The sequence below is a fragment of the Nocardia sp. NBC_01730 genome, from assembly GCF_035920445.1.
In the GTDB taxonomy this organism is placed as follows: domain Bacteria; phylum Actinomycetota; class Actinomycetes; order Mycobacteriales; family Mycobacteriaceae; genus Nocardia.
The window spans coordinates 8,644,971-8,668,761 of record NZ_CP109162.1 but is presented as its reverse complement, the minus strand read 5'-3'; the positions used below and the strand labels follow the sequence as shown (position 1 = coordinate 8,668,761).

Annotated in this window: 18 protein-coding genes; 6 read left to right on the top strand and 12 right to left on the bottom strand. The window is 67.1% G+C overall.

The genetic code is table 11. The annotated features are described in order from the left end of the window. Nucleotides 1-6: 6 nt before the first annotated feature. The 4 genes from OHB12_RS35925 to OHB12_RS35910 form a co-directional block, all read right to left on the bottom strand. The gene (locus tag OHB12_RS35925) at nt 7-612 is read right to left on the bottom strand and encodes a GtrA family protein (protein ID WP_327114921.1); all 606 of its coding nucleotides are present in this window, start codon (nt 610-612) and stop codon (nt 7-9) included. Next, nucleotides 609-2,996, bottom strand: a complete 2,388-nt coding sequence (locus tag OHB12_RS35920; RefSeq protein ID WP_327121795.1) for a hypothetical protein — start codon at nt 2,994-2,996, stop codon at nt 609-611. The genes OHB12_RS35925 and OHB12_RS35920 overlap by 4 nt, the downstream gene beginning before the upstream one ends. Before the next feature lie 122 nt (nt 2,997-3,118). Then, on the bottom strand, nt 3,119-3,616 hold the full coding sequence (locus OHB12_RS35915; protein WP_327114919.1) for a GtrA family protein: 498 nt from the start codon (nt 3,614-3,616) through the stop codon (nt 3,119-3,121). Then, nucleotides 3,613-5,928, bottom strand: a complete 2,316-nt coding sequence (locus OHB12_RS35910) for a hypothetical protein (RefSeq protein ID WP_442800170.1) — start codon at nt 5,926-5,928, stop codon at nt 3,613-3,615. Before OHB12_RS35910 ends, OHB12_RS35915 begins: the two co-directional genes overlap by 4 nt. Nucleotides 5,929-6,197: 269 nt before the next feature. Between OHB12_RS35910 and OHB12_RS35905 the strand changes: the two genes are divergently transcribed. Both OHB12_RS35905 and rffA read left to right on the top strand, forming a co-directional pair. Beyond that, nucleotides 6,198-7,298 carry a glycosyltransferase gene (locus OHB12_RS35905; protein ID WP_442799919.1) on the top strand — a complete coding sequence of 367 codons (1,101 nt, stop codon included), beginning with the start codon at nt 6,198-6,200 and terminating at the stop codon, nt 7,296-7,298. After that, nucleotides 7,288-8,427 carry a dTDP-4-amino-4,6-dideoxygalactose transaminase gene (rffA, locus tag OHB12_RS35900; protein WP_327114917.1) on the top strand — a complete coding sequence of 380 codons (1,140 nt, stop codon included), beginning with the start codon at nt 7,288-7,290 and terminating at the stop codon, nt 8,425-8,427. Before OHB12_RS35905 ends, rffA begins: the two co-directional genes overlap by 11 nt. 41 nt (nt 8,428-8,468) lie before the next feature. Here the strand turns inward: rffA and OHB12_RS35895 are convergent, their stop codons facing one another. Together OHB12_RS35895 and OHB12_RS35890 are read right to left on the bottom strand one after the other, a co-directional pair. Then, complete coding sequence (locus tag OHB12_RS35895) at nt 8,469-9,068, bottom strand: class I SAM-dependent methyltransferase (RefSeq protein WP_327114915.1); 600 nt, start codon at nt 9,066-9,068, stop codon at nt 8,469-8,471. Nucleotides 9,069-9,156: 88 nt separating this feature from the next. After that, a complete protein-coding gene (locus tag OHB12_RS35890) occupies nt 9,157-12,105 on the bottom strand; it encodes an acyl-CoA synthetase (RefSeq protein WP_327114913.1) in 2,949 nt (982 codons plus the stop codon). Between the two features lie 287 nt (nt 12,106-12,392). Here OHB12_RS35890 and idi point away from each other — a divergent pair, with 287 nt between their 5' ends. Both idi and OHB12_RS35880 read left to right on the top strand, forming a co-directional pair. Then, on the top strand, nt 12,393-12,968 hold the full coding sequence (idi, locus tag OHB12_RS35885) for an isopentenyl-diphosphate Delta-isomerase (protein ID WP_327114911.1): 576 nt from the start codon (nt 12,393-12,395) through the stop codon (nt 12,966-12,968). Between the two features lie 173 nt (nt 12,969-13,141). Next, nucleotides 13,142-13,492 (top strand): hypothetical protein, encoded by a 351-nt coding sequence (locus OHB12_RS35880; protein WP_327114909.1) that lies wholly within the window; start codon nt 13,142-13,144, stop codon nt 13,490-13,492. A 6-nt stretch (nt 13,493-13,498) separates the two neighbouring features. Here the strand turns inward: OHB12_RS35880 and OHB12_RS35875 are convergent, their stop codons facing one another. From OHB12_RS35875 to OHB12_RS35865, 3 genes are all read right to left on the bottom strand, one after another. Beyond that, on the bottom strand, nt 13,499-14,227 hold the full coding sequence (locus tag OHB12_RS35875) for an aspartate/glutamate racemase family protein (protein WP_327114907.1): 729 nt from the start codon (nt 14,225-14,227) through the stop codon (nt 13,499-13,501). After that, a complete protein-coding gene (locus OHB12_RS35870) occupies nt 14,227-15,726 on the bottom strand; it encodes an NCS1 family nucleobase:cation symporter-1 (RefSeq protein WP_327114905.1) in 1,500 nt (499 codons plus the stop codon). Before OHB12_RS35870 ends, OHB12_RS35875 begins: the two co-directional genes overlap by 1 nt. An 87-nt stretch (nt 15,727-15,813) precedes the next feature. After that, the gene (locus OHB12_RS35865; protein WP_327114904.1) at nt 15,814-16,536 is read right to left on the bottom strand and encodes a GntR family transcriptional regulator; all 723 of its coding nucleotides are present in this window, start codon (nt 16,534-16,536) and stop codon (nt 15,814-15,816) included. Nucleotides 16,537-16,691: 155 nt separating this feature from the next. Here OHB12_RS35865 and OHB12_RS35860 point away from each other — a divergent pair, with 155 nt between their 5' ends. Both OHB12_RS35860 and OHB12_RS35855 read left to right on the top strand, forming a co-directional pair. Next, nucleotides 16,692-17,852, top strand: coding sequence for a serine hydrolase domain-containing protein (locus OHB12_RS35860; RefSeq protein ID WP_327114902.1), 1,161 nt, complete (start codon nt 16,692-16,694; stop codon nt 17,850-17,852). A gap of 211 nt (nt 17,853-18,063) precedes the next feature. Continuing rightward, nucleotides 18,064-20,700, top strand: a complete 2,637-nt coding sequence (locus tag OHB12_RS35855; RefSeq protein WP_327114900.1) for an ATP-binding protein — start codon at nt 18,064-18,066, stop codon at nt 20,698-20,700. A 235-nt stretch (nt 20,701-20,935) separates the two neighbouring features. Here the strand turns inward: OHB12_RS35855 and OHB12_RS35850 are convergent, their stop codons facing one another. The 3 genes from OHB12_RS35850 to OHB12_RS35840 are packed head-to-tail and all read right to left on the bottom strand — an operon-like array spanning nt 20,936 to nt 23,778. After that, nucleotides 20,936-21,910 carry an ABC transporter substrate-binding protein gene (locus tag OHB12_RS35850; RefSeq protein ID WP_327114898.1) on the bottom strand — a complete coding sequence of 325 codons (975 nt, stop codon included), beginning with the start codon at nt 21,908-21,910 and terminating at the stop codon, nt 20,936-20,938. 39 nt (nt 21,911-21,949) lie between these two features. Further along, entirely contained in the window at nt 21,950-22,975 is a 1,026-nt protein-coding gene (locus tag OHB12_RS35845; protein ID WP_327114896.1) for an ABC transporter permease, read from the bottom strand. Then, a complete protein-coding gene (locus OHB12_RS35840) occupies nt 22,972-23,778 on the bottom strand; it encodes an ATP-binding cassette domain-containing protein (RefSeq protein WP_327114894.1) in 807 nt (268 codons plus the stop codon). The genes OHB12_RS35845 and OHB12_RS35840 overlap by 4 nt, the downstream gene beginning before the upstream one ends. Between the last annotated feature and the right edge of the window lie 13 nt (nt 23,779-23,791).

Sequence of the window (23,791 nt, the reverse complement as noted above, 5' to 3'; positions counted from 1 at the left end):
GTGAACCTACCTCCCGTGCACGTCCAGCCGGGAACCGTCCGCGTCGGCCGCGGGCGCGCGGCGAAACGAGATGTACCGGTGCCCGAAGAAGCTCGCGACCGCGACCAGCGCCATCACCACGACCGCCGACGCAATGCGCGGCAGGTGCAGGACCGACACGGCCAGCTGGAGCAGCACCATGTTCAGTAGCAGCCCACCGGAATTCACGGCGACGAAAGCGCCGAAGTCACGCGCCAAGTGCCCGCGCACCCGGAACACCAAGGTGCGGTGCAGGACGAACGCGACGACCACGCTGATGCTGTAGGCCGCAGGGGGCGCGACGGCGGCGGGTACCCGGTCGCCGAGCACCGCCAGCCACATCACCGTCAGCGCCATGCCGAGGGCGGTGTTCACCACACCCACCATGGCGAAGGCGATCTCCTGCCGTCGCACCACTCGCAAGAGCGGCCCAGGGTCGGCGGCAGCCGGCCCGGTCAGGTCGGCACGGTCGGGCTCCGCATCTGCCGAGTACGACGAATCCAACGCAGGGACAACGATCCGCGCCGTCGCTCCCGTGGCATCCGGGCGCCGCGCGTCCACTCTGCGCGCGCCGACCGGGTCCACCGCGCTCATCGGACGGCGTCCGCCAGATCGGGTTCGGTGGGATCCGGGGTACCGGTGTCCTGCGGCGTCGGCTCCTCGGTCGGTTCGCGTCGCCTGCCGCGCAGATACGCCCACTCCAGCACGCCGACGCCGAGCAGCCCGAGCAGCGCCGCCGATCCGCCGATCCGCCAGCCGGGCGGCTGCCACGTCAGCACCAGGTCACCGGACGTCGTGCCCGCCGGAATATCCACGGCGACAAAGGTTTTCGCGACCTCCGCGAAGGGAATGTCGCGGCCGTCGAGAGTCACGTGGTAGCCCGGCCAGCCGAGCCGCGCGAACACGACCCGTCCGCCATCGTTCGAACTCACCCGCACCCGGCTCGTCGTATCCGATTCCGCGACCGAGGTGGCGGTTCCACCCTGCACGGCGGCGATCCGGCCGTTCTGGGTCGAGATCAGGCCGCCTTCGCGTTCCAGCACCGCGATGTACTTCTCGTGCCCCGGGTAGTCGACCCACTTCCAGCCGGGCGGCGCGGGCTGGTCGCGTGCGTCCGGGTACAGGGCGCGCTGCAGTACGACACGGTCGACCTTCATCAGGTCGACGATGGTCTCGCCGGTGGTCGGCTCGGTCGCGAAGGCCCGACGGTAGGCGTCGGGGCAGACGCTGGTGTCCCAGCGCATGCACAGCATTTCGCCGAACCAATAGTGCCCATTCGGCGTGTACCCGCTGACGTAAGTCAGCTCGAGGTCCTTGGCGTAGTTGCCGAACACCAGCGACCCGTATGCACCGTCCAGCCTCCGCTCATCCGGCCCGATGAGCATCCGGTCGCCGAGTTGCAGCGTGGTGCCAGGGAAATCGGGGAATGCTGCCTTCATCTCCGACCGGTTCTCCGGCAGGTTCCAGCCCATCGGCGTCGGCTGGGCGGCCCACACCTGTAGGAACGCGATCGGGAATGTCGAAACCATCACCAGCGCACAGGCCGCGACCGTGCCACGCCTGCGCCCGATCCACACCACCGCGGCCCCGAGCGCCGCCACCGCCGATGCCGCGACAACGTGCCACACCACCTCGCGCGGAGCCGCCGAGAACGATCGCGCCCACAGCAGACCGATGAGCACCGCGGCAGCGACCCCGCGCCGCCGCCAACCGTCGAAAGTCGCAAACCGACCGAGCAGCACGCACACCAGAACCAGCAGGCCAAGCGCCACCATCGGCAGCACCCGAACGGGCCAGCGCAGGGGGCCGATGGTGCCGGGGCCCGCGGTCCACATCAGCGCCATCACCGTGAACAGCGCGGGTGCGGTGAGCTCACGCGCCGAATCGAGCGCCTTACGCCAGTCGACGAAGGCCAGCGCCGGAATCAGGAACCAGGCGATGTAGACCACCGGCATCGGCTGCACGTAGCCCCACCAGGAGTTGAACGCGGGCAGCGTACTGGGCAGGCTCGCGTTGAGCGACTCCGACCACGGCACGGTGAGGAACTGATCGTTGTTGATCTGTGCCGTGCCCCGCCAGGTCACCTTCGCCGACAGCATGCTCGGCAGGTAGGTCATCAGACCGGTCAGCGCGGCACAGACCGCCACCGTGAGCAGGCGCAGCGGCGGCCGCCACTTCTTCTGGTAGACAAGTTCACCGACCGCGACGGCGCCGATCATCAGACCGGCCTCGACCGCCGGGAAGATGTACTGCACCGAGATAGCCAGGTAGAGGAAGACGAACGTCGGAATCGGCCCGCTGTGTTCGATGCGGCGTCCGCGGAACCCTACGTGGTTACGCAAGCTGCCGCCTCCGGGCCCGTCGCTCCCGCCGGGTTCGATGCGGCGTCCGCGGAACCCTACGTGGTTACGCAAGCTGCCGCCTCCGGGCCCGTCGCTCCCGCCGGGTCCACGCGCGTACCGCACGCCGGAGGCCCACGCGTGCACCAGCCAGGCTGTGCCGGTGAACGCGGTCATCCAGCTGGCTTCGTCGAAGAACAGCAGCCATCCGGTGAACGGGATGGCGCTACCGGCCACCGCAGCCCATGGCGCCTTCGCACCGTAAGCCAGGCAGATCCGATAGACGCCGAGTCCGAGGATGATGGCGAAGATCAGCTTGACCACGGTGGCATACAGCGCGAGGTTACCGACCGAGGGCGCGATCAGATCGATCAGCAGCTGCGGTGGATTGAGCAGACCCGCCTCTTCGATGGTGTAGTTTCCCGCCATCCAATGCTCGGGAACCAGTGCGGGGAACTGTCCTGCGCGCAGTTGTCTGCCGAGCATCACCCACAGCGGCGCGTACTGCGATTCCGTGTCATCGGTGTAGAAATGCCGAATGTTGGCGAATAGAACCGCAACATACCCCGCGACCACCCCGAGCGCGGTAATGATGCCCCATATGTAGACGTCTCGCGAAGCAACGGTTCTACTTTCCACCACGAGTCACAGACCCTACAGGCAAGCCGGTGTTATCCGGGCAAGCCAGTGCCGTGACACCGTCCGATGACGTAATGCGTTGTCGTCGTGGGCTCCGCGACATCGGTGATGACCGGGGAAACCTATCCGACCGCACCTGGGGATCGGACCTCCGGTCGGCGGAACGAGATGTACCGATGGCCGAAGAAACTGGCGACCGCGACCAAGCCCATCACCACGACCGCCGACGGAATCCGCGGCAGGTGCAGCGCCGAGACAGCCAGCGACAGCAGCACCGTATTCATCAGCAGCCCACCGGAATTCACTACGACGAAGCCAGCGAAATCGCGCACCAAACGGCCACGCACCCGGAACACCAGGGTCCGGTGCAGGACGAAAGCCACGACGATGCCCATACCGTAGGCCAGCACGACCGCGACGGCGGGTGGCCACGCGTCACCCAGCACCGCCAGCCACGCCACGGTCAGCGCGATGCCGAGCACCGTGTTGCACACGCCGACCAGCGCGAAAGCAACCTCCTGCCTGCGCACGACGCGCACCAACGGTCCCGCGGTGGACGCGCAGGCCGACGTCGGGTTCGTGGCGGCTGGTGCGTCGTCGGAGCGTGCGTTCGCCCTCATGACACGACGTCAACCAGCTCGCGGTCCGGCTCGCCTGTCACCTGATCACCGGTCCGCTCCGGCTCCGTACGTCGCCGTGACCGCACGTAGAGCCACTGCAGGATGCCGATGCCGAGCAGGCCCGCTACTCCGGTCGCGATGCCGATCTTCCAGCCCGGCGGACGCCAGGTCAGCACCAGTTCGGCATTCTGGGTGCCCGCGGGCACCTGGACGGCGACGAAGGACTTGGCGACCGTCGTGATCGGAATCGATCTGCCATCCAAGGTGACTCGGTACCCAGGCCAGCCGAGCCGCGAGAACACGACACGACCGCCTTCGGCCGAGGACACCCGCACCCGGCTGGTGGTGTCGGTTTCGGAGATCGAGGTCGCGGTCACGTCGTCGGCGTCCGCGACGCGGCCGTTCGTCGTCGAGATGGGACCGGCCACTCGTTCCAGCACCGCGATGTAGCGCTCATGACCGGGATAGTCGACCCATTTCCAGCCCTCGGGGGCGGGTTGGTTCGGTGCCTCCGGGAACAGCGCCCGTTGCAACACCACTCGGTCCAGTTTCATCAGATCGACGAGAGGCCGCCCGGTGGTCGGCTCCGGCGCGAACATCCGCCGGTAGGCGTCCGGGCAGACGCTGCCGTCCCAGCGCATGCAGAGCATCTCGCCGAAATAGAAGTGCCCGCTAGGGGTGTAGCCGTTGACGTAGTCGAGTTCGACTCCCCTGGCGTAGTTGCCGAAGACAAGCGATCCATAGGCGCCTTCGACACTCTTGTCCTGCGGCTGCAACAGACCACGATCACCCAGCTGGATGGTGGTGCCCGCGAAATCCGGGAAGGCTGCCTTCGCCTCCGAACGATGTGCGGGCAGATTCCACGCCATCGGAGTGGGTTGCGCGGCACTGACCTGGAAGTACGCGATCGGGAACATCGCGACGATAGCCAGTACGCAGGCCGCTGCGGTACCCCTGGTGCGCCCGAGCCACACCGCCCCGGCCACCAACGCGGCGAGCGCCAGCGCCGCGACCACGTGCAGGACCGCGTCGTGCGGGTCGGCGGAGAACGAACGCACCCACAGCAGCAGGATCAACACACCCGCCGCCGTGCCGCGGCGCTTGGGATCGGCCACCGTGCCGTAGCGACCGACCAACACGCACACCAGCACGAGCAGACCGATAGCCAGCATCGGAAGTACCCGAGCGGGCCAGCGCAGCGGCCCGATCGACCCTGGGCCCGCGGTCCACATCAGCATCGTGATCGCGAATATCGCGACCGCGCTGAGTTCGCGCCAGGACTCCCGTGCGCGGCGCCAGTCGATGAACGCCAGCGCCGGAATCAGGAACCAGGCGATATAGGTGACCGGAAGTGGCTGAACGTAGCCCCACCACGAACTGAACGCGGGCAGCGAGCTGGGCAGGCTGGCGTTCAGCGACTCCGACCACGGCACCGTGAGGAACTGGTCGTTGTTGATCTGCGAGGTGCCGCGCCAGGTCACCTTCGCGGAGAGCATGGAGGGCAGGAAGGTCAGCAGACCCGCGAGCCCGGCACAGCCCGCCGCGACGGTCAGCCGAACCACCGGCTGCCACTTGCGCTGATACACGAACTCGCCCACGGCCACCGCCAGCAGCATCAGAATCGCCTCGACCGCGGGGAAGATGTACTGCGTCGAAATCGTCAGATAAAGGTAGACGAACACCGGGATCGGGCCGCCGTGTCCGAAGCGGCGTCCGCGGTGCCCTACGTGGCTACGCGAGCTACCGCCTCCGGGCCCGTCGCTCCCGCTGTGTTCGATGCGGCGTCCGCGGGGCCCTACGTGGCTACGCGAGCTACCGCCTCCGGGCCCGTCGCTCCCGCCGAGACCGCGCGTGTAACGCACCGATGCGGCCCACGCGTGCACCATCCACGCGGTGCCGGTGAGCGCGGTCATCCAGCTGGCTTCGTCGAAGAACAGGAAGAAGCCCGACATCGGCAGCGCGATGCCCGCCGCCGCCGACCACGACGGCCGCCCACCGTAGGCGAGGCAGATGCGGTACACGCCGAGCGCGGCGATGATCGAGAAGATCAGCTTCACGACGGTGGCGTACAGGGCGACATTGTCCACCGAAGGCGCGATCAGATCGATCAGGAGCTGCGGTGGGTTGAACAGGCCCGCGTCGTCCATCGTGTTGTTGCCCGACATCCAGTGCTCCGGCACCATCACCGGGAAGTTGCCCTCGCGCAGCGCGCGGCCCAGCCCCACCCACAGCGAGGTGTACTGGGATTCGGTGTCGTCGGTAAAGAAATGCCGAAGGTTGGCGAGCAGAACAGCGACATAGCCCGCGATCACTCCGAGTGCGGTGATGACCCCCCACCGATAGATATCTCGCCGCGAATAACCATCCTGCCGCGAGTCGAGCACTGCACTGTCCGTCACGAGTTCCCAACCCTACAGGCCAGCTCCTCGCTTGGCATCGGTCGCCGACGCCACCATGATGAGGGGGTGATCAGCTGCTCCGGTAACCCGAAACCGCACCGTGCTAGAGTCCACAACGGCTCGGGCCCTGCTGTCTTGCAGCGAGTGCCGGTACGCACCGTCATCGAAAGTCGATCCAGCTGATGCCGATTCCCCCCGTCCGTACACTCCGTTCCGGCGCCCCCGCGACGAACGGTGATCCGGCTCGGCCCGGCATGGACCGGCCGCACATGGTGTCGGTGGTCGTGCCGGTGTATCGGGGCGAGGAAACCATCGCCGGACTGGTCGCCGAACTACACGGTCTGACGCGCCCCACCGAAACTCCGGGTGGCATCACGTTCACCGTCACCGAGATCATCCTGGTGCACGACCATGGCCCCGACCGTTCCGACGTGGTGCTGCAGGAACTGCACCAGACCTACGCCGAGGTGCGCACCGTCTGGCTCAGTCGCAACTTCGGCCAGGATGCGGCGACGATCGCCGGGATGTCGGCCGCGGGCGGCGACTGGATCGTCACTATGGACGAGGACGGTCAGCACGACCCACACTTCATCGCCGACTTCCTGGACACAGCGCTGACCCAGCGTGCCGACCTGGTGTATTCCAAGCCGACCAACACCAGGCCGCACGGGTTCCTGCGCAATCTGACCTCACGCGGGGCCAAGGTGGTGCTCGCGACGCTGTTCGCGTTCCCGGATTCCACCCGGTTCGAGAGTTACCGGTTGATTCGCGGGGACATCGGCCGACAGCTCGCCGAGGTCGCCTCCAACGGCGTCTACCTCGACGTCGCGCTGACCTGGGTGGTCGGCGCGGTCGCGCAGGCACCGGTCGTGCTGCGCAGCGAGGGCCGCGAGGAATCCGGCTACAACTATCGCCGGCTGTTCTCGCTCTTCTGGAAGATGGTGCTGTGCAGCGGAACTCGCGGCCTGCGGCTGGTCAGCCTGCTCGGCGTCACGCTGGCTCTCGCCGGCGGCGTGATGGCCGCTGTCGTCGTGTGCGAGGCCATGACCACCGACGGTTGGGCGCCCGAGGGCTGGGCCTCGACCATCGTCGTGCTGCTGTTGTGTTCCGGCGCTGTGCTCTTCTCGCTCGGACTCATCGCCGAGTACCTCGGAGTCGCCCTGCACATTCTGGTGGGCAAACCGCTCTATCTCACCGTCGAGACACCGACGCCGCGCCCGGCGGATACCCGGGAACTGACCGCGACCACCGCCAGCAAGGGGACCGACCGGGTTGAGCACTGACCGCGTCATCTTCAGCCGCCCGTTCCGGGCGCGCAGGGAACTAACAAACCTGGAGGCCGTGCTTGCCTCCGACCACAGCCACGGCGACGGGCAGTTCACCGCTTCGGCAACCGCGAAGCTGAGGGCCATCACGGGCGCGCCGCACGCCCTGCTCACCACCTCCTGCACCTCCGCGCTGGAGATGGCGGGCCTGCTGCTGGAACTGGGGCCCGACGACGAAGTGATCGTGCCGAGCTTCGCGTTCACCTCCACTGCCACCTCCATGGCGCTGCGCGGCGCCACCTGCGTATTCGCCGATATCGATCCGGCGACCGGAAATCTGGATCCGGAGTCGGTGGCCGCCGTGATCAGCGAGCGGACGAAGGCCGTGGTGGTCATCCATTACGGTGGCGTCGCCGCCGACATGGCGGGATTACTCGCGCTGGCGAACGCACACGGCTTCGCAGTCGTGGAGGACAACGCGCACGGGCTCGGCGGTACCTGGCGCGGCCATCCGCTGGGAACCATCGGCACGATGGGCACGCTCAGCTTCCACGACACCAAGAACGTGCACTGCGGCGAGGGCGGCGCGCTGCTGCTCACCGACGAGATCCTGATGGCGCGGGCCGAGATCATCCGGGAGAAGGGCACCGACCGGGCCCGATTCCTGCGCGGAGCCGTGGATAAATACTCTTGGCAGGACATCGGCTCCAGTTATCTGCCGAGTGAGCTGAATGCGGCCGTGCTCGACGCGCAACTCGACGAGTTCGACACGATCCAGGCCGGACGGCACCGAGTGTGGGATGCGTACGCCGCCGCCCTCCCGGACTGGGCCCGACGCAACGACGTGCGTCTCATGTCGGTACCCGCGGACCGTGCGCACACCGCCCACCTCTACTACTTGCGCACCCCGACCGAACACCGCCGCGACCAGCTCATCGCGCACCTCGCCGCGCGGGGCGTCTCGGCGCCGTTCCACTACGTCCCGCTGGACTCCAGCCCTGCGGGCTTCAAACTCGGCCGCACGCCGCTGCCGTGCGTGCACAGCGCGGACTTCTCGGGAACCGTTGTGCGCCTGCCGCTCTGGCCCGATCTGACCGACGCGCAGATCGACCGCGTCGTGGACGCGGTCACCGCGTTCACCGTGTGACCGAACGGGTCCGTCCGCGGCGACGGGCCCGGATCTCGGCATCACGCCCTGAGCACGTAGAGCTTCTCCCTGCCGCCCGCGATCAGGGACTGCCGCACCACGCGAGGCCCGTACGCCGTGAAGAACTCGTCCAGTGTCTGCTCGGTGAAGCGGTGCGCCTGCTCGCCGTCGCCCGCGTCGGTGAACCGCTTGCCGATGGTGGCGAGGACAGGATTGTTGCTGGTCGCCAGGTTGCGGACCGGCTCAGCGACGATCACCTGCTTGGTCGCCGCCGCGAGCATCCGATCGATCACAGACCGCGGCTCGGGGAGGAAGTGGTAGAGGCTGGCTTGCATGATCACGTAGTCGGCCGGGGGCAGTGCGTCGTCGGAACGCAGGTTCCACACCTTGCCGCGCCCGCCCGCCGCGGCCACACGCGCGACGAAACGCTCGTTCAGATCGAGCCCCGTATAGGCGACCGACTTGTGACACAAATAGCGGGTGTAGAGCGTCGCGGGTCCACAACACAGGTCGATCGCGCTCGCCCCCTCCGGGATGAGTTCCGCGATCGCGCGATACCGAGCCGTGTAATGCCTGCCGTACAACGCACGCATCAGCACCTCGTAGACGGTCCCGTTGCGATAGATGAGGCTCGTTCTCACAAGCACTCACTATGCCCCATCCGTCCGGGAATCCTGTAGTTCGGCCAGGTGAACGGAACCACCCGGCAAAGGGGCGTGCCGCAACGCGTCAGCCGCCGAGTACGACGCGCGCCTGGTCCTCGGTGAGGACCTCGTAGGCCTCCGACGCCCGGTTATACCACCAGGTGCCGGGTCCTGGCCGCAGCCGACCGGCCTCTTGCACCGCACGAGAGGAGGGCCGGTAGGACGCGCTGCGCGGGATCTCGTCCACCACGTAGACCAGGTCAGGACGCTGGTCCGGGTCCAGCGCGCGCAGCGCCTCGGTGAGGTCCTTGGGTTCGAGCCGGAAACTGTCGCGCACGGTCACCGCGCCCACCGCGATGCACTGGTCGCCGACGCCGAGGCCATAGGCGACCTCCATGTCGACGGCGGCGATGTCGTTGAGCACATCGACGATCGGCTGCCCGAAGACCGGCCCGCGGCGGGTGCGGATCACCGTGTCCGTGCGGTCCATCAGCCAGTAATCGCCGTCGCTGTCGCGGCGGAACAGGTTCTCCGTCGGCATCCACGAGTCGCCGGGGGCGAACACGCCGCGCAGGCCTCCCGCCGAGAGGTCGACGCCCTCGGATGCCTTGCCGATCAGAAGACCGACCTCGTTGTCCGCGCAGCGCCGGGCGAAGCCGGACCGGTCCACCAGGATCCGCTCGGCGATCGGGTCGTAGGCGACGAGTTCGACCTTCGCGGTGCCCGGCACGGGCCTGCCTTTGCAGCCGCGCTTCGCACCTGTCACGTTGGCGAGCACCACGTCGCCCTCGATCGAGGCGTAGAACTCGAGCACCCGGGCAGGCTCGAACTGCTCGACGGTGCGCCGCCACAACCCGGGCGGCATGCCGGAGCCGATGAACAAACGGATCGGGTGCCGATGCCCGGCCGGGAAGACCCCCGCATCCAGGATGTCGCGCAGCATTGTCCAGGTGTAGGTCACCACGGTGACGCCGTAACGGTGTACCTCCTCGGCGAAGCGTTCCGGGTCGAGCGAACGGGCTAGCGCGATCCGGCTGCCACCCGCTACCGCCCCGCCGAGGCTGACCAGCAACCCGGACGAATGGTGCAGCGGCGCAAGGCAGTACACCGTGTCTCGGTGGTCGAGGTCGGCGGTGGTCGCGGTGCCGAACGCCGACAGCGCCCAACGATGGTTGGTGATGTACTTCGCCTCCAGCCGGTTGCCGGCGCCGGCGACGAGCACGAACGCCAGCTCCCGCGCGAGGCCGGGATCCGGCCGATACCACGCGGGCAACTGCACCTGGGCGGGATCGATCTGTTCCAGGTCGATCACTTGGTCCCCAGTGGGGATCGCCAGCTCGCGTGTGTCGCCGCCGCCGAGCACCAGCACCCGGGCTCTGGTCGCGACAGCCTGCCGCAGATTCTCCGGGTCGGCGACCAGGGTGTCGACACCGGTGAGCTCGATCGCCAGATCCAGTTCGCTGCCCGGGGCGAGTAGCACCGCCACCGCGCCGAGCCGCGACAGCGCCGCGACCGTGGCGAGCCCACTGGGCCGGGTCTCCATCACCACGCCGATCCGCATCGCGGGGCGAACGCCGACCGAGATGAGGCCGCGCACCACGTTGTCGATACGCACATTGACCGCAGCGTTGGTGTGCACCCGGTCGTCGAACAAGAACAGGCCTTTCATCGGCGCGCGGCGCGCCTGCTCGGCGAGCAGGCGCCCGAGCGAGATGCGGGTGTGCGGCTGGATCATGCCGAGGCGGGCCAGCCTGGGTAGTGCCCGCGCGGCCTCACCGGCCAGCTCGATCGACCCGCGCACCGTGTTGCTCGCGATGCCTTCCAGTGCCTTCCCCACCCCTGCGCCCGCCTCGGCGAGGGTCGCGGCGGTGTGCACGACACGGGTCGCCGCCGAACGTGGGCGATTGTTCGCCACGTGCTCAGCCATCGGGACGATCTCCGGCGGCAGCGGCTTGTCGCGGCTCATCCAGTCGACCCACTGCCGCACCAGCGGCCAAGTGTGCTTGGTCGCCATACTGCCCGCCACCAGGCCGAAGTGCCCGGTGGGCAGGGTCGCCTCGTACACCTCCGCATTCGGGGCGGCCCGCACGATACCGCGGACCGCCGCGGGTTGGCCGATGTCGTCGACCTCGCCGAGGAACGCGAGGATCGGGCATTTCAGTTCGGCCAGCGAGATCGGCTGATCACGGATCACGAATCCGCCGAGCATCAACCGGTTGTGCGCGACGAACTGCTTGAGCAGATCCGCCGCGGCCGGGCCCGCGTAACCGACCCAACCATCACTGTTGAGGAAGCGGCGCTGGCGCTCCTTCGGCAACAGCGCTTCGCGGTCGTGCAGCTGGCGCAGGAAATCGATCCTGGACTTGGCCGTCTTCATCGGGTCGAGCAGCTGGAAGCCGATCCGCACCATGGAATCGGTGATCGGCAGCCGCGTGACCACGTGGTCGGCCAGGAAGTCGGCGACGTCGGAAACCATTCCGTAGGGCAGCCCGAACGGCATGCCCGCGACGATGTCGACCGGGCTGCCGAAGGTCACGATGCTGTCCACCCCCTTGCCGTACCGGTAGGCGGTGGTCTGATAGGCGAACATGCCGCCCTGCGAGTACCCCATCAGATGTACGCCGCTGCCGGTGGCCTCGGTGACGGTGTCGATGGCGCTGCTGACCGCGAGCACATGGTCGGCGAGGTCGCGTTCCCAGCCACCCTCCTCGCTCGCGGGCGAGCCGAAATCGACCACCCAGCAGTCGATTCCGCCGTGATACAGGATACCGACGGCGCCGTCGTCGGCATTCACATCCCAGATGTCGGCGTTGACCATGAGCGGAGGAACGAGCAGGGCGACGGGACGGCCGGGGGTGGTGTCGTCGGGGAAGTAGTGGCGCAACCGGTACATGCGTCTGCGCTCCACGACCTCGAACGGGGACGACTCCACGTCATTGGTCAGGCCGCCGAAGCGGATGACCTCGAGGCCGTTCTGAGCAGTCGACATCAACCGCTGTACGGACCCCACCACATCCTTCGCACTGATCTTCACGATCGCTCCTGGCCCTACCCTAGAAAGTGACCCATATCACACATCCCGGTGTGTTCAGACGAGCTTGCCACACCGCATGTCCATTATGTGTCCGCTGTGACCCGATCCATGCCAGGTAGCCCATGGTCAGCCGCCCAAGACATACGGAAACATGGGTCGGCCGCGCTCCCCTACCGGGAGCCGTCACGAAGTCCGAGCCGGCGACGAGTGCCGAGAGGCGATTCCTGACCGCTTTACCAGGAGGGCAGCGCCCAGTATCTGCTGCTCGCCGGCGATATGGTGGGCTGGTGACCGACACCATCGAGCAGCCGACAACCGACCGGGAAGCCCGGCCGGTCGAGCTCGTCGACGAGGCGGGGCTCGCCATCGGCGCGTGCTCGGTCGCCGAAGCCCATCGCGCGCCGGGACAGCTGCACCGCGCGTTCTCCGTGCTGCTGTTCGACGCGACGGGCCGGGTGCTGTTGCAGCAGCGTGCGGCGGTGAAGACCCGGTTCCCTTCGCTATGGGCCAACACCTGCTGCGGCCATCCCGCACCTGGTGAGCTGGTCGCCACCGCGGCGTCGCTGCGGCTTGCCGAGGAGATGGGTCTGACCGCCACGCTCACCGAGGTGGGGATCTACCGCTACCACGCCGAGGACCCGCGCACCGGGCGCGTCGAGTTCGAATGGGACCACGTGCTGGTCGGACAGCTGGGCACCGGCGCACCGCGGCCCGACCCGGCCGAGGTCGCCGACTACGCGTGGGTCCAGCCGGACGCGCTGCGCGACGCCCTGGCCGGCGACCCGGACGCCTACACCCCGTGGCTGGCGGGGGTCCTCGACATCGCCGACCCCGCTCGGGGCACCGGAACGCCGCTGCACTGACCTTCCCGACGCCCGTCCGCATTCCGGTGGCGAGGTGATCGATGTGTCAATGCGCATATCGGAGTAACGAAATGTTCCGAAACTGAGAGAACTCATAGGAACGGCACAGGCTTTGACCAGGACCGTTCCGCATCCTTGACGGTGTACGAGTTCTCGATGAAGTGAGGTGCCCGATGGTCGAGTTCGAGGTCACGGGAACGACAGTGACGGTCCACGTGGTCGGTGCGCATCAGCTACTCGCGCTGCGCGACCAGCTGACCTTCGATCTGTCCGACGTCATTGCACTCGGCAGGGCCGGGGTGGACCGCCGCCCGCCGTGGGTGCGCGCACCCGGCACGTTCTTCCCCGGCGTGATCGCGGCGGGCACGTTCCGCGGCAAGGGCCGCAAAGAGTTCTGGGACACCCGCTTCGACGGTCGCGCGATCCGGGTCGACCTGGCGAATGCGGAGGTCACACGGCTCGTTGTCGACGTCGCCGACCCGGACGCCGAGCTACGCAAGCTCGTCTCCGCCGTGGCTGCCTGATCTCGCTCAGGAACCGAACGACCGCAGCGGGCCGGTGTACGGCTTGCCTGGCGGCGTGGCGAACTCTCCCCTCCCCGACTTCCGTAGACCGAGCGTGATCAGCGATTGCACGGTCAGCGTCGCGGCCGCCACGCCGTCGACCACCGGCACGCCCACCTCGGCGCCCAGGTACGCGCACAGTTCGGCCATGCCCGCGCACCCCAGGACGACGGCGTCGGCCCCATCCGCCTCCACCGCCTCCCGGCACACCTCGGTGACGATCTTGCGGGCGTCCGGGCCGCTGTCCAGCGCGAGCACCGGGATCTCACACGCGTGGATTCCGCGGCAGAACCGTTGCATCCCATAGCGTTCCACCAGATCGGCGGCCCGGCCGACGGTCCGCCCCAACGTGGTGACCACGCTGAATCCGCGACCGAGATGACTTGCCGTGTGCATGGCCGCCTCGGCGATGCCGATCACCGGTCCCCCGGCCACTTCGCGGGCGGCATCGAGGCCCGGATCACCGAAACAGGCAAGCACGTAGCCGTCGACCCCTTCGGCCTCCCCGCGCCGGATCGCGGCGAGAAGGCCGGGGACGCTGAGCGCTTCGTCGTAGTGACTCTCGATCGAAGCGGGTCCCATCTCCGAGGTCACCGCATCGAGGAGGGTGCCAGGGCCCGCGACGGCCCTGGCGCACTCCTCGATCGTGTCGGTCATCGACCGGGTGGTATTCGGGTTGATCACGCGGATGCGCATCAGGCCGGAGTTCCCTGCACCGCCAACCGTGTCCGGGTGGCCAACGCGTAGTAGGCGACGAACCCGACACCGCAGCCGATGAACCAGCTGTACTGCGCCGCGGTGTACATGCCGGTGACATCCTTGGCCAGCACCGGGATCACGGCGACCAGCGCACCGATCGCCGTCGCGATGACCGCGGCAGGGTTGTATCCCTTGCGGTACCAGTAGCTTCCGGTCGGCGACAGGGTGAACAGGTCGGCGACTACCACGCGCTGTTTGCGCACCAGGTAGTAGTCGGCGATGAGCACTCCGAACAGCGGGCCGATGAACGCACCGAGCACCTCCAGGGTGTAGTGGATGACCTCCGGGTTGTTGTACAGGTTCCACGGCGTGATCAGCACCGAGCCGACTGCCGCGATCATGCCGCCCGCGCGCCAGCTGATCCGCTGCGGACTCACGTGCGAGAAGTCGAAGGCCGGGGAGATGAAATTCGCGACGATGTTGATGCCGATGGTGGCGACGGTGAACGTCAGCGCGCCGAGCACGATCGCGAATGTGCTGTCGATGCGTGCCACCGTGGCGACCGGGTCGGTGATCAACTCACCGTAGATCGGGACCGTCAGCGAGGCGGTGATCACCACAAGCAGCGAGAACAGCAGGAAGTTCAGCGGAAGGCCGAGCAGGTTGCCCCGGCGCACCGCGGCGAAGGATTTTCCGTAGCGGGAGAAGTCGCCGAAGTTCAGCATCGGGCCGGAGAAGTAGGACACGACGAGCGCGATAGCGCCGAGCATCACCGGCACCGAATCCCATCCGGTGTACTTCACCGCGCCGAGGTTCAGATCAATGGCGCCCCAGCCGGCTTTCGCCATCAGGTAGCCGCACAGCAGGAACATCACCACGTACACCGCGGGCCCGCAGAAGTCGATGAACCTGCGGATGGACTCCATACCCCGCCAGAACACGCAGGCCTGCACTACCCACAGCGTCAGGTAGCTGCCCCAGCCGAGCAGCGAAAGGCCGAGGAAACCGTAGTCGTCGGCCACAGCGTAAGGCGCGAGCGATGGAAAGAGCTTCACCAGAACCACGTCCAGCGCCGCCGAGGCGAGAAACGTCTGGATCCCGTACCAGGCCACCGCGATCAAGCCGCGGATGATGGCCGGGATATTGGCGCCGAGCACGCCGAACGCGCTACGGCAGATGACCGGATACGGCACGCCGGTGACCTGACTCGGCTTCGCGACCAGGTTGCAGAAGAAGTAGACCACGGTGATGCCGATCAGCAGCGCCGCGAGCACCTGCCAGCTGGCGAGGCCGAGCGCGAACAGGCTGCCCGCGGTGACGTACCCGCCGACGCTGTGCACGTCCGACATCCAGAACGCGAAGATGTTGTAGGAGCCCCAGCTCTGCGTGTGCAGCGGCGCCAGGTCCTTGTTGGTGAGCCGCGGAGCGTACTCGGCAGGTGGTGCGGTGACAGCCGGCACGGCACGCGGCGCCACCGGGGCGATGGTTTCGGTCATTGGCGTTTCCGATCCGAAGGGTGGAACTGTGAGCGAGACGACGGTAGAAACCGGCTATTGCCCGCCCGTTGCGCGGTCATTTCCCGGCTATTGCGCCGCAGATATATCTTCCGGCGCCAGCAGCCCCGTGTCGGTGGGCAGCGTCGCGATCACCGTCTCCAACCTGCGGTGATGCCCTTCGGCGATGAGCAGCAGGCGATCGACGTCCCTGGCGAGGAACGCGTCGAGCATCAATGTGTGGTCGGTGTGCAAGCGCTCCCGGGCGGCCGGCCCGATGTGCACCATCGACTGCACCGGCTCGGTGACGTTCCATGCCGATTCGAGCATGTGCAGCAGTCGGAACATCCGCGACGGCCTGGTCAGCGCGACGTGGAAGACCCGGGACTGGCGATGGTAGGCGACCGGGTCATCGTCGCGGATGGCCTGTTCGAGGCGCGCGTTCACCTCCAGCAGCTCGGCACGGTCGGCGGCCGAGTGGTTCATCGCCGCTGCGGCGAGTGACGCCGTCTCCAGGGTCTCGCGCACGATGTACATCTCGCGCAGTTCGGTGGCGGTCAGCTGGGCCACCGTGTACCCGCTGTGTGGCTCGTGCGTGACCAGGCCCTCCCCGATCAGCGTCTTGAGCGCCTCGCGCACCGGAATATGACTCACTCCGAACAGCTCCGCCACCTCGCGCAGCGGGATGACGGTGCGGGGCGGTACCGCGCCGTCCAGGATCACCCGGCGTAGTTCGCCGAGGATCACCTGCGGGCGGCCTGGTTCGTCGACGACCAACCTCGCGAGCAGCGCCGAACGTCGTCTCGGTGGCATGGCAACACGCTAGGCGAGCCGTGTTGCGTCCCCGGTCACCTTTGTGACGGTCAGGAAACGTCTTCTCACCGTACCGACCGGTCGCGTGGAAGGGTGCGCGGCGTCGCGTCGAGGGCATGCGATGCTGGAACGGACCGTACGACAGAGAGTTTCCGATGACAGCACAGTTCGTCGATCGTCGCTTCGCGCGCCTGGTCACCGAGTTCGACCGGCTGTTTCGGCGGCCGTCCGACGGCGGTGGAGCCTTGGCGGTCTACCTGCACGGCGAACCGGTCGTCGACGTCTGGGCCGGGTTCGCACACCCCGAGGTGCCGTGGCAGCGCGACACCGTCGCCATGGCGTTTTCCACCAGCAAGGGCGTCGCCAGCACTCTCGTACACCGGTTGGCGGAACGCGGCCTGATCGACTACGACGAGCCGGTCGCGACCTACTGGCCGGAGTTCGCCGCGGCCGACAAGGAACGCATCACCGTGCGCGCCATGCTCAGCCATCGGGCGGGGTTGCACCGGCTGCGCGGGCTGCTGCCGGGACCGATCGAACGGTTCTTCGACGACGCGGCGGTGACCGCGGCGCTCGCGGCCGCGGCTCCCGACCCACGGCATCGGGTCACAAGCGGCTATCACGGCATCACCTACGGGCACTTGGCCGCGGAATTGGTACGCCGGGTCACCGGTGCGGAATTCACCGACGTGCTGCGCACCGAGATCGCGGAACCGCTTGCGGCCGAAGAACTCTGGTTCCGGGTGCCGGAGTCGGAACGCGAACGCATCGCCACCAACTTCCCACGTCTGACCGTCGCGGGCCTGAGCTGGGAGCGGGGCTCCCGACTGCTGGGCCGCACCCGATTCGCGGCCGCCGCCGACACCACCCCGGCGGGGTTCGCCGAACTGGTTTCCGATCCACGCCTGCACGATTCGGTGATGCCCGGCCTCAATGGCGTCTTCTCCGCTCGCGCGCTGGCCCGCATGTACGGGGCGCTCGCCAACGGCGGGCAGCTCGACGGATACCAGTTGCTGCGCCCGGACACCATCGAGCGGATGACCCAGCGCCAAGTGTTCACTCCGGACTATGTCCTGGCCTTCCGGATTCCATGGGCACTCGGCTACCACGGCGTGCCCATGAAGCCGTCCAAGACTGAGCCGGTGTCGGCCTTCGGCCACTTCGGGCTCGGCGGCTCGGGCGGTTTCGCCGACCCGGCGACCGGGATGTCGCTCGCCTTCATCACCAACCGCCTCGGCAGCAGGGTCACCCCGCTCGGCGACGCTCGTCTGGCCCGGCTCGGCACACTGGCCCACAACCTCGCCAAGACCGCCTGACACCGAAGCCGTGCGTTACCCGGGATGGCCGTGAGCCGGGGTGGCAGCATGGCGGCATGGCGGCATGGAATTGGTCGAGATGGCGAGGGACCGACCACGCGCACGTGTGGCGCCCGCGACGAGCCTGAGCTCGGCCACGGCCTCGCCGATGTATCGGGACAGGATTCGGAAGTACCTGGACAGACCGCCGGGGAAGACTATTCTTGGCGTTGTGCCGGAACCGCGTCGTGAGCTGGCCCATGATCGGATATGGGCAGCAAGTGATTTCGTCGGTCGTGAGGATGAGCTGGACAAGATCGTCCCCATGCTTGTGCATTCGACACGGTTGATCACCTTGATCGGTTCGGGTGGTATCGGGAAAACCAGACTCGCAGTGCAGGCTGTCGGCCGTTACCAAATGGCCAGGCATGTGTCGGTCCATTGGGTGCGGCTGGCGCGTCTGTCCAAGGGTTCGGATGCCTCCGCGGTCGAGGAAGAAATCGCCCAGTCGGTGATCGGTCCGGATTTCTCCGGGCGATCGGTCTGGGAGGCGCTTGTCCACACATTCACCGAAAAAGACGCAGTGGGGCGATACCGGCAGTCGATATTGGTGATGGACAATTGCGAGCATGTCCTGACTGGTGCCGGTGCCGTGATAGCCCGGTTGTCGGAGGCAGTGCCGGGGTTGAACATTCTGGCGACCAGCCGCGAACCGATCGGATGGGTCGATGAGCAGCTGCTCGTCGTGCCGCCGTTGTCGCGCCGACAGGCTCTGACGTTGTTCCAGCAACGATCCGAGCTCACCGGTCACCCCGTCACCGGCGCCGACCAGATCGCCACCGCAGATCTGATCTGCCGGCACATGCACAATCATCCGCTGTACATCCGACTGGCCGCGGCACGACTGGTGCGCCAACCGTTGGCGGCGATCCTTGGGGACCTCAGTGGTGACGAAACCGACGACAAACGTATGCGATGGTCGCCAGGGCCCAGCGTGGGAGCCGATCCCCGACATCGAGGAGTCAGGGATGTGATCGCCTGGTCCTATGACCTGTGCACCGACAAGGAACGCCTGCTGTTCGAGCGCATGTCGGTATTCGCCGCGGGATACGACACCAATCCCGAAGACGACCACAGCGGCGCTTCCCTCGATGTGGGAGCAGAACTGGACGCGATCGAAGGCGTTTGCGCCGACGACCGGCGACCCGGAGACCGTGGACCGGGAGAGGACGACGACCCCGCGTCGCTTTCCGGTGATGGGCCAGTGAGCCTGGCGAGAGAAGAGATCGAGGATCTGCTCGATCGCCTCGTTGATCGATCGCTGGTGACGGCGCACTTCACGCCGACCACAGTCCGGTACTCGCTACTCGAAAGTCTTCGGATATTCGCTCGGCAACAGCTCGAGCGGCACTCCACCGCTCGAGCCGACGAATCGGCACGGCTGGCCGAACGACACCGCCACTACTACCGCCACAAAGTCGCGCACGCCGCAGCCAACTGGCTGGGTCCGGCGGAACACGACCTGCTGGACTGGGCCCGCGCGGCGTGGGACAACATCCTCACCGCTATCGACACCAGCATCACCACACCCGGCGAAGCAGCGGTCGGCTTGGAGATCTGCTCCGGACTGCTCACCTTACGATTTCCTTTCATGAAAGGTCCATTGCGCGAGATGCGGCGGTGGACCATGCGCTCCTTACAGGCCACCCGGGAGTTGGACCCACAACCCGCCGAACTCCAGATAGGGGCGATGGCGATGATCGTCCAGCTCACCCTGTGCCAGGGCGAGCCCGAGGACGCCAGACGGATGCTGGAGGACTGCGTCACCGCCTGCATCCCGGACGCTCACAGCAGACGGAACTGGCGAAGCACCGCCGAGACCGATATCGGCCTGCCCGCGGTCGTCGAATTTGCGTGGGGCATCGAATTGCTGCTGGCCCACCGTGATGCACGAGCTATCACTGTCCTGACACGAGCCCGCGAAAAATGGCATCGCCTGGACAACTACGGCGCCACCACAATGGCTGACTTGTGGGCGGCACTGGCGGCAGGTGTACTCGGAACCGCGCAACAAGCCCATCAGATCGCACGACATCACCTCGACGAAGCGAACGCTTCGGGTGCTTTGTGGGTGAAGTCCTGGGCTCAGCTGGCGTGGGCGCTCACTTTGACCAGACACGGCAATCCCACCGCGGCATTGGACTTCGAACGGCAGGCGCTGACACACCTGCTGCCCGCCCGTGATCCCTGGGGGAGATTCTGGGCGGTCCAGTTTCGGGCTTGGTCATTGGCACAATGCATCACCGACGCCATCGCCGCCGGGAACCCCGACCGCGACGCGCTCACCGCATGGGCTGTCGAAATCGCCCAACTCGCCGGAGGAACCACAAGGCAACAAGCCAAGTTCGGCATCCGCCTCGAAGCGCTGGGGCCCTTTGCCGATGAAGCCGACAAAGCCCTCGCCGTGGCCCGTCGGACACTCGGCCCCGAGGCGTTCACCGCAGCGGAAACCCAAGGATCCCGGCTGCGCCCCGAACTCGACGAGGTGCAACAACTCGCCATGGGGACCCTGTCCATCAACACTCTGGCAGCATCCCGTCCGGCAGGCCGAGCCGCTTCGTCGTCTTGGAACGAGTTGACCACCGCCGAGCAAGAGGTCGCGATATTGGCGGCGGCCCGGTGGACCAATGCCGCAATGGCCGCGCGCCGCGGAAACTCCGTCAGAACCGTCGACGCACAGATGACCGCGATCCTGCAGAAACTGAACATCACCTCACGCGAAGACATCATCGGATTCGTCCCCGAAGACATCATCGACAATGTCCGAGCAGAAACCGCACGACGCCCACGCCGACGGAACACTCACTGACACTCACACCGACAGGATCCTGTGCCATACCTACGACTGCGCGAAACCCAACACCGCCATGATTCCCGGGTGGCCGTACTCGGTGGTTGGTGCACTGGATTCGGGCCGTAGTTCCTCCGGCCGCGCCGATGGACGCCACATGGCCGGCTTTTAATTTAGTGACGATGCCGACGGACCGGACGTGCCGACCGGAGCGCGCGGGCGCTTCCGGTCGGCACGTCCCCTCATCAGGCGGTCAGCATGTGCGTTTGTAGAAGTACTTGGCGTTGACGTCCATGTCCGCATGGGTGATCGCGATCATCGCGGTCTGCATGTTCCTGGTGACCGGCTTGCCCTCGAGGGCAGCGACCGCCTGGTCGACGCCTTCGGCGCCGATCCCCGCCGGGTCCTGGGCGATGAGAGCTTGCACGGTACCGGCTTTCAAATCCTCGACCTGCTTCGGGCTCGCGTCGAAACCGACGAGCTTCACCTGTCCGAGCTTGTTGGCGTTGCGCAGTCCGGTCGCCGCCCCCTCAGCCGAACTCAAGTTGGTCGCGAACACACCCGCGAGATCGGGGTGTGCGGCCAGCGTCGCGGTGACGATCGACGCCGCCTGCGCCGCGTCGTTGTTGTTGTATTGCACGCCGAGCGAGGCGATGCCCGGGTAGCTCTTGATCGCCTCTTCGAAACCCTGCGCCCGCTCGTCGGTGGTGGAGGTGCCCGCCTTGGTGTTGATCACCAGAACCGGGCCCTTCTCCCCGACCAGCTTCGCCAGCGTCGCGGCCGCGAGCGCACCGCCCTTCTTGTTATCCGACGAGATCGACGACACCGCGATGGATGTGTCGTCCAGCGCGGTGTCCACCTCGACGATCTTGATGCCCGCGGCCTTGGCCTGCCGTAGCGGATTGGCCATGGCGGTGGCGTGTGTCGGTGCGATCAGGATGCCGCCGGGATTGTTCGCCACCACACCGGTAAGCACCGGAGTCTGCGCTCCGGCGTCGAATTTCGTCGGGGCCTGGGTGTCGAGCCGGTAGCCGAGTTTCGCGGCCTCGTCCTGCGCGCCGCACTGCATAGAGATGTAGAACGGCTCGTCGGCCACGCCAGGGATCAGCACCAGCCGCTTGCTGTCGCCGCCGCCCGAATTACGCACCCCCCCACCGCAACCCACCACTAGCGCGCCGATCACCACCAGCGCGCCGATCACGACCACGTTCCGCTTGGCCACCCGCATCCGGCACCTCCACATACGTTTTCTGTTATCGAGGGATTTCTACTTCCGGTCCCGTGCCCTGCGACGGGCTTGGTCGAACCAGACCGCGGCGACCAGGACCACGCTCACCGCGATCGGCTGCCAGAACACCGGCACCTGCGCGATAACGAAACCTTTCTTCAGCACCGACGGGATGAATACGCCGATTACGGTGCCCACGACCGAGCCGACACCGCCGAAAAGGCTTGTCCCGCCGATCACCACGCCCGCGATGGCGTCCAGGTTGTCGGTGCCGTGCCCGCCGATGGTGGTGGTACCGAAGTAGGCCAGGTTCATGAACCCGGCAAGTCCGGCCAGCAACCCGGTGAGCAGATACACCAGCACAAGATGCCGGGTCACTGCGATCCCGGAGCGGCGGGCGGCCTCCTGATTGGAGCCGATCGCATAGGTGTGGCGACCGAAGCGCGTGGTGTGCAGCACCCAGGCGGCCAGCACCGTCACGGCGGTCGCAACCAGTACCAGGTTCGGCACTCCCCCCAGCGACGTGCCGAAACCCAATGAATCACGCAACTTTTCGGGCACCGTCCTGGTGTCAACGCCGCCGGTGATCAACTGGGCCGCGCCCAGCGCCGCACCGAAGGAACCGAGCGTGACGATCAGCGGCGGAATCCCGGCCTTGGCCACCAGAAGGCCGTTCAGCAGGCCCCAGACTCCGCCGCCTGCGACCGACAACAGTAACCCGACCGCGATGACGCCCCAGCCCGCGCCGGTGGCGTCCTCGTTCGGGCTCAGCCACTCCATGGACTTCGCGCCGAGCACGCCTGCGAATATCAGCACCGTCCCGACCGAGAGGTCGATGCCGGAGGTGATGATCACGAAGGTCATGCCGACCGAAAGCACCAGCAGCACCGACGTTTCGATCAGCAGAGTCTGCAGGGTGAACCGGGTGGGGAAGGCGTCGGGCCGGATGAGGCTGAACACCACACACAGAACCACCAGCACGACTCCGATCCACACCGTGCCGGCGCCGAGCAGTCGCTGCAGGACCGTGCGTTCGGCCGGTGCGACGGCCTCGATATCCCTCATGCAGCGTCCTCGTGGGACAGTGCGCCGGTCATGGCGCCGACCAACTGCTCGAGCGTGGCGTCGGCGGCGGCGAACCGAGCTACCCGCCTGCCGCGCCGCAGCACCTCGATGCGGTCCGCGACCGCACGAACCTCCGGCATGTTGTGACTGATCAGGACTACCGCGACGCCCTGGTCGCGTACCCGGCGGATGACGTCGAGAACGCGCTCGCGCTGCACGACACCCAGTGCCGCGGTCGGCTCGTCCATGAACACGACCCTGCTCGCCCAGAACACCGCCCTCGCCACAGCGACGCTCTGGCGCTGTCCGCCGGAGAGCGCGCCGATCGGGACGTCGGCGCTCTGCAGGGACACCCCGAGGCGCCGGAAGTGTTCCATCGCCCGGGCTCGCATCGCGGCCTTGTCCAGCATGCCGAGCTTGCCAAGGAGTCCGGAGCGGACGAGTTCCCTTCCGAGGAACAGATTGGCGGCGGGGTCGAGGTCCGGCGCGACGGCGAGATCCTGGTACACGGTTTCCACGCCGAGTTTCCGCGCGGCCGTCGGCGAATTCAGCACGACCGGAGCGCCGTCGAGCACGATAGTTCCGGCATCCGGTTGCTCGGCGCCGGAAAGACATTTCACCAAGGTCGATTTCCCGGCGCCGTTGTCGCCGATCAATGCGACGACCTCCCCCGCGCGCACCTGAAAATTGACGCCCCGCAACGCCTCGACACCGCCATAGCGCTTCACCAGTCCGACAGCTTCCAACAGGACTGCGGATTCGCCGGTCGTCTCGGGCTGCTTTTCGGAATCGTCCGAGGTCATCGGACACATCCAC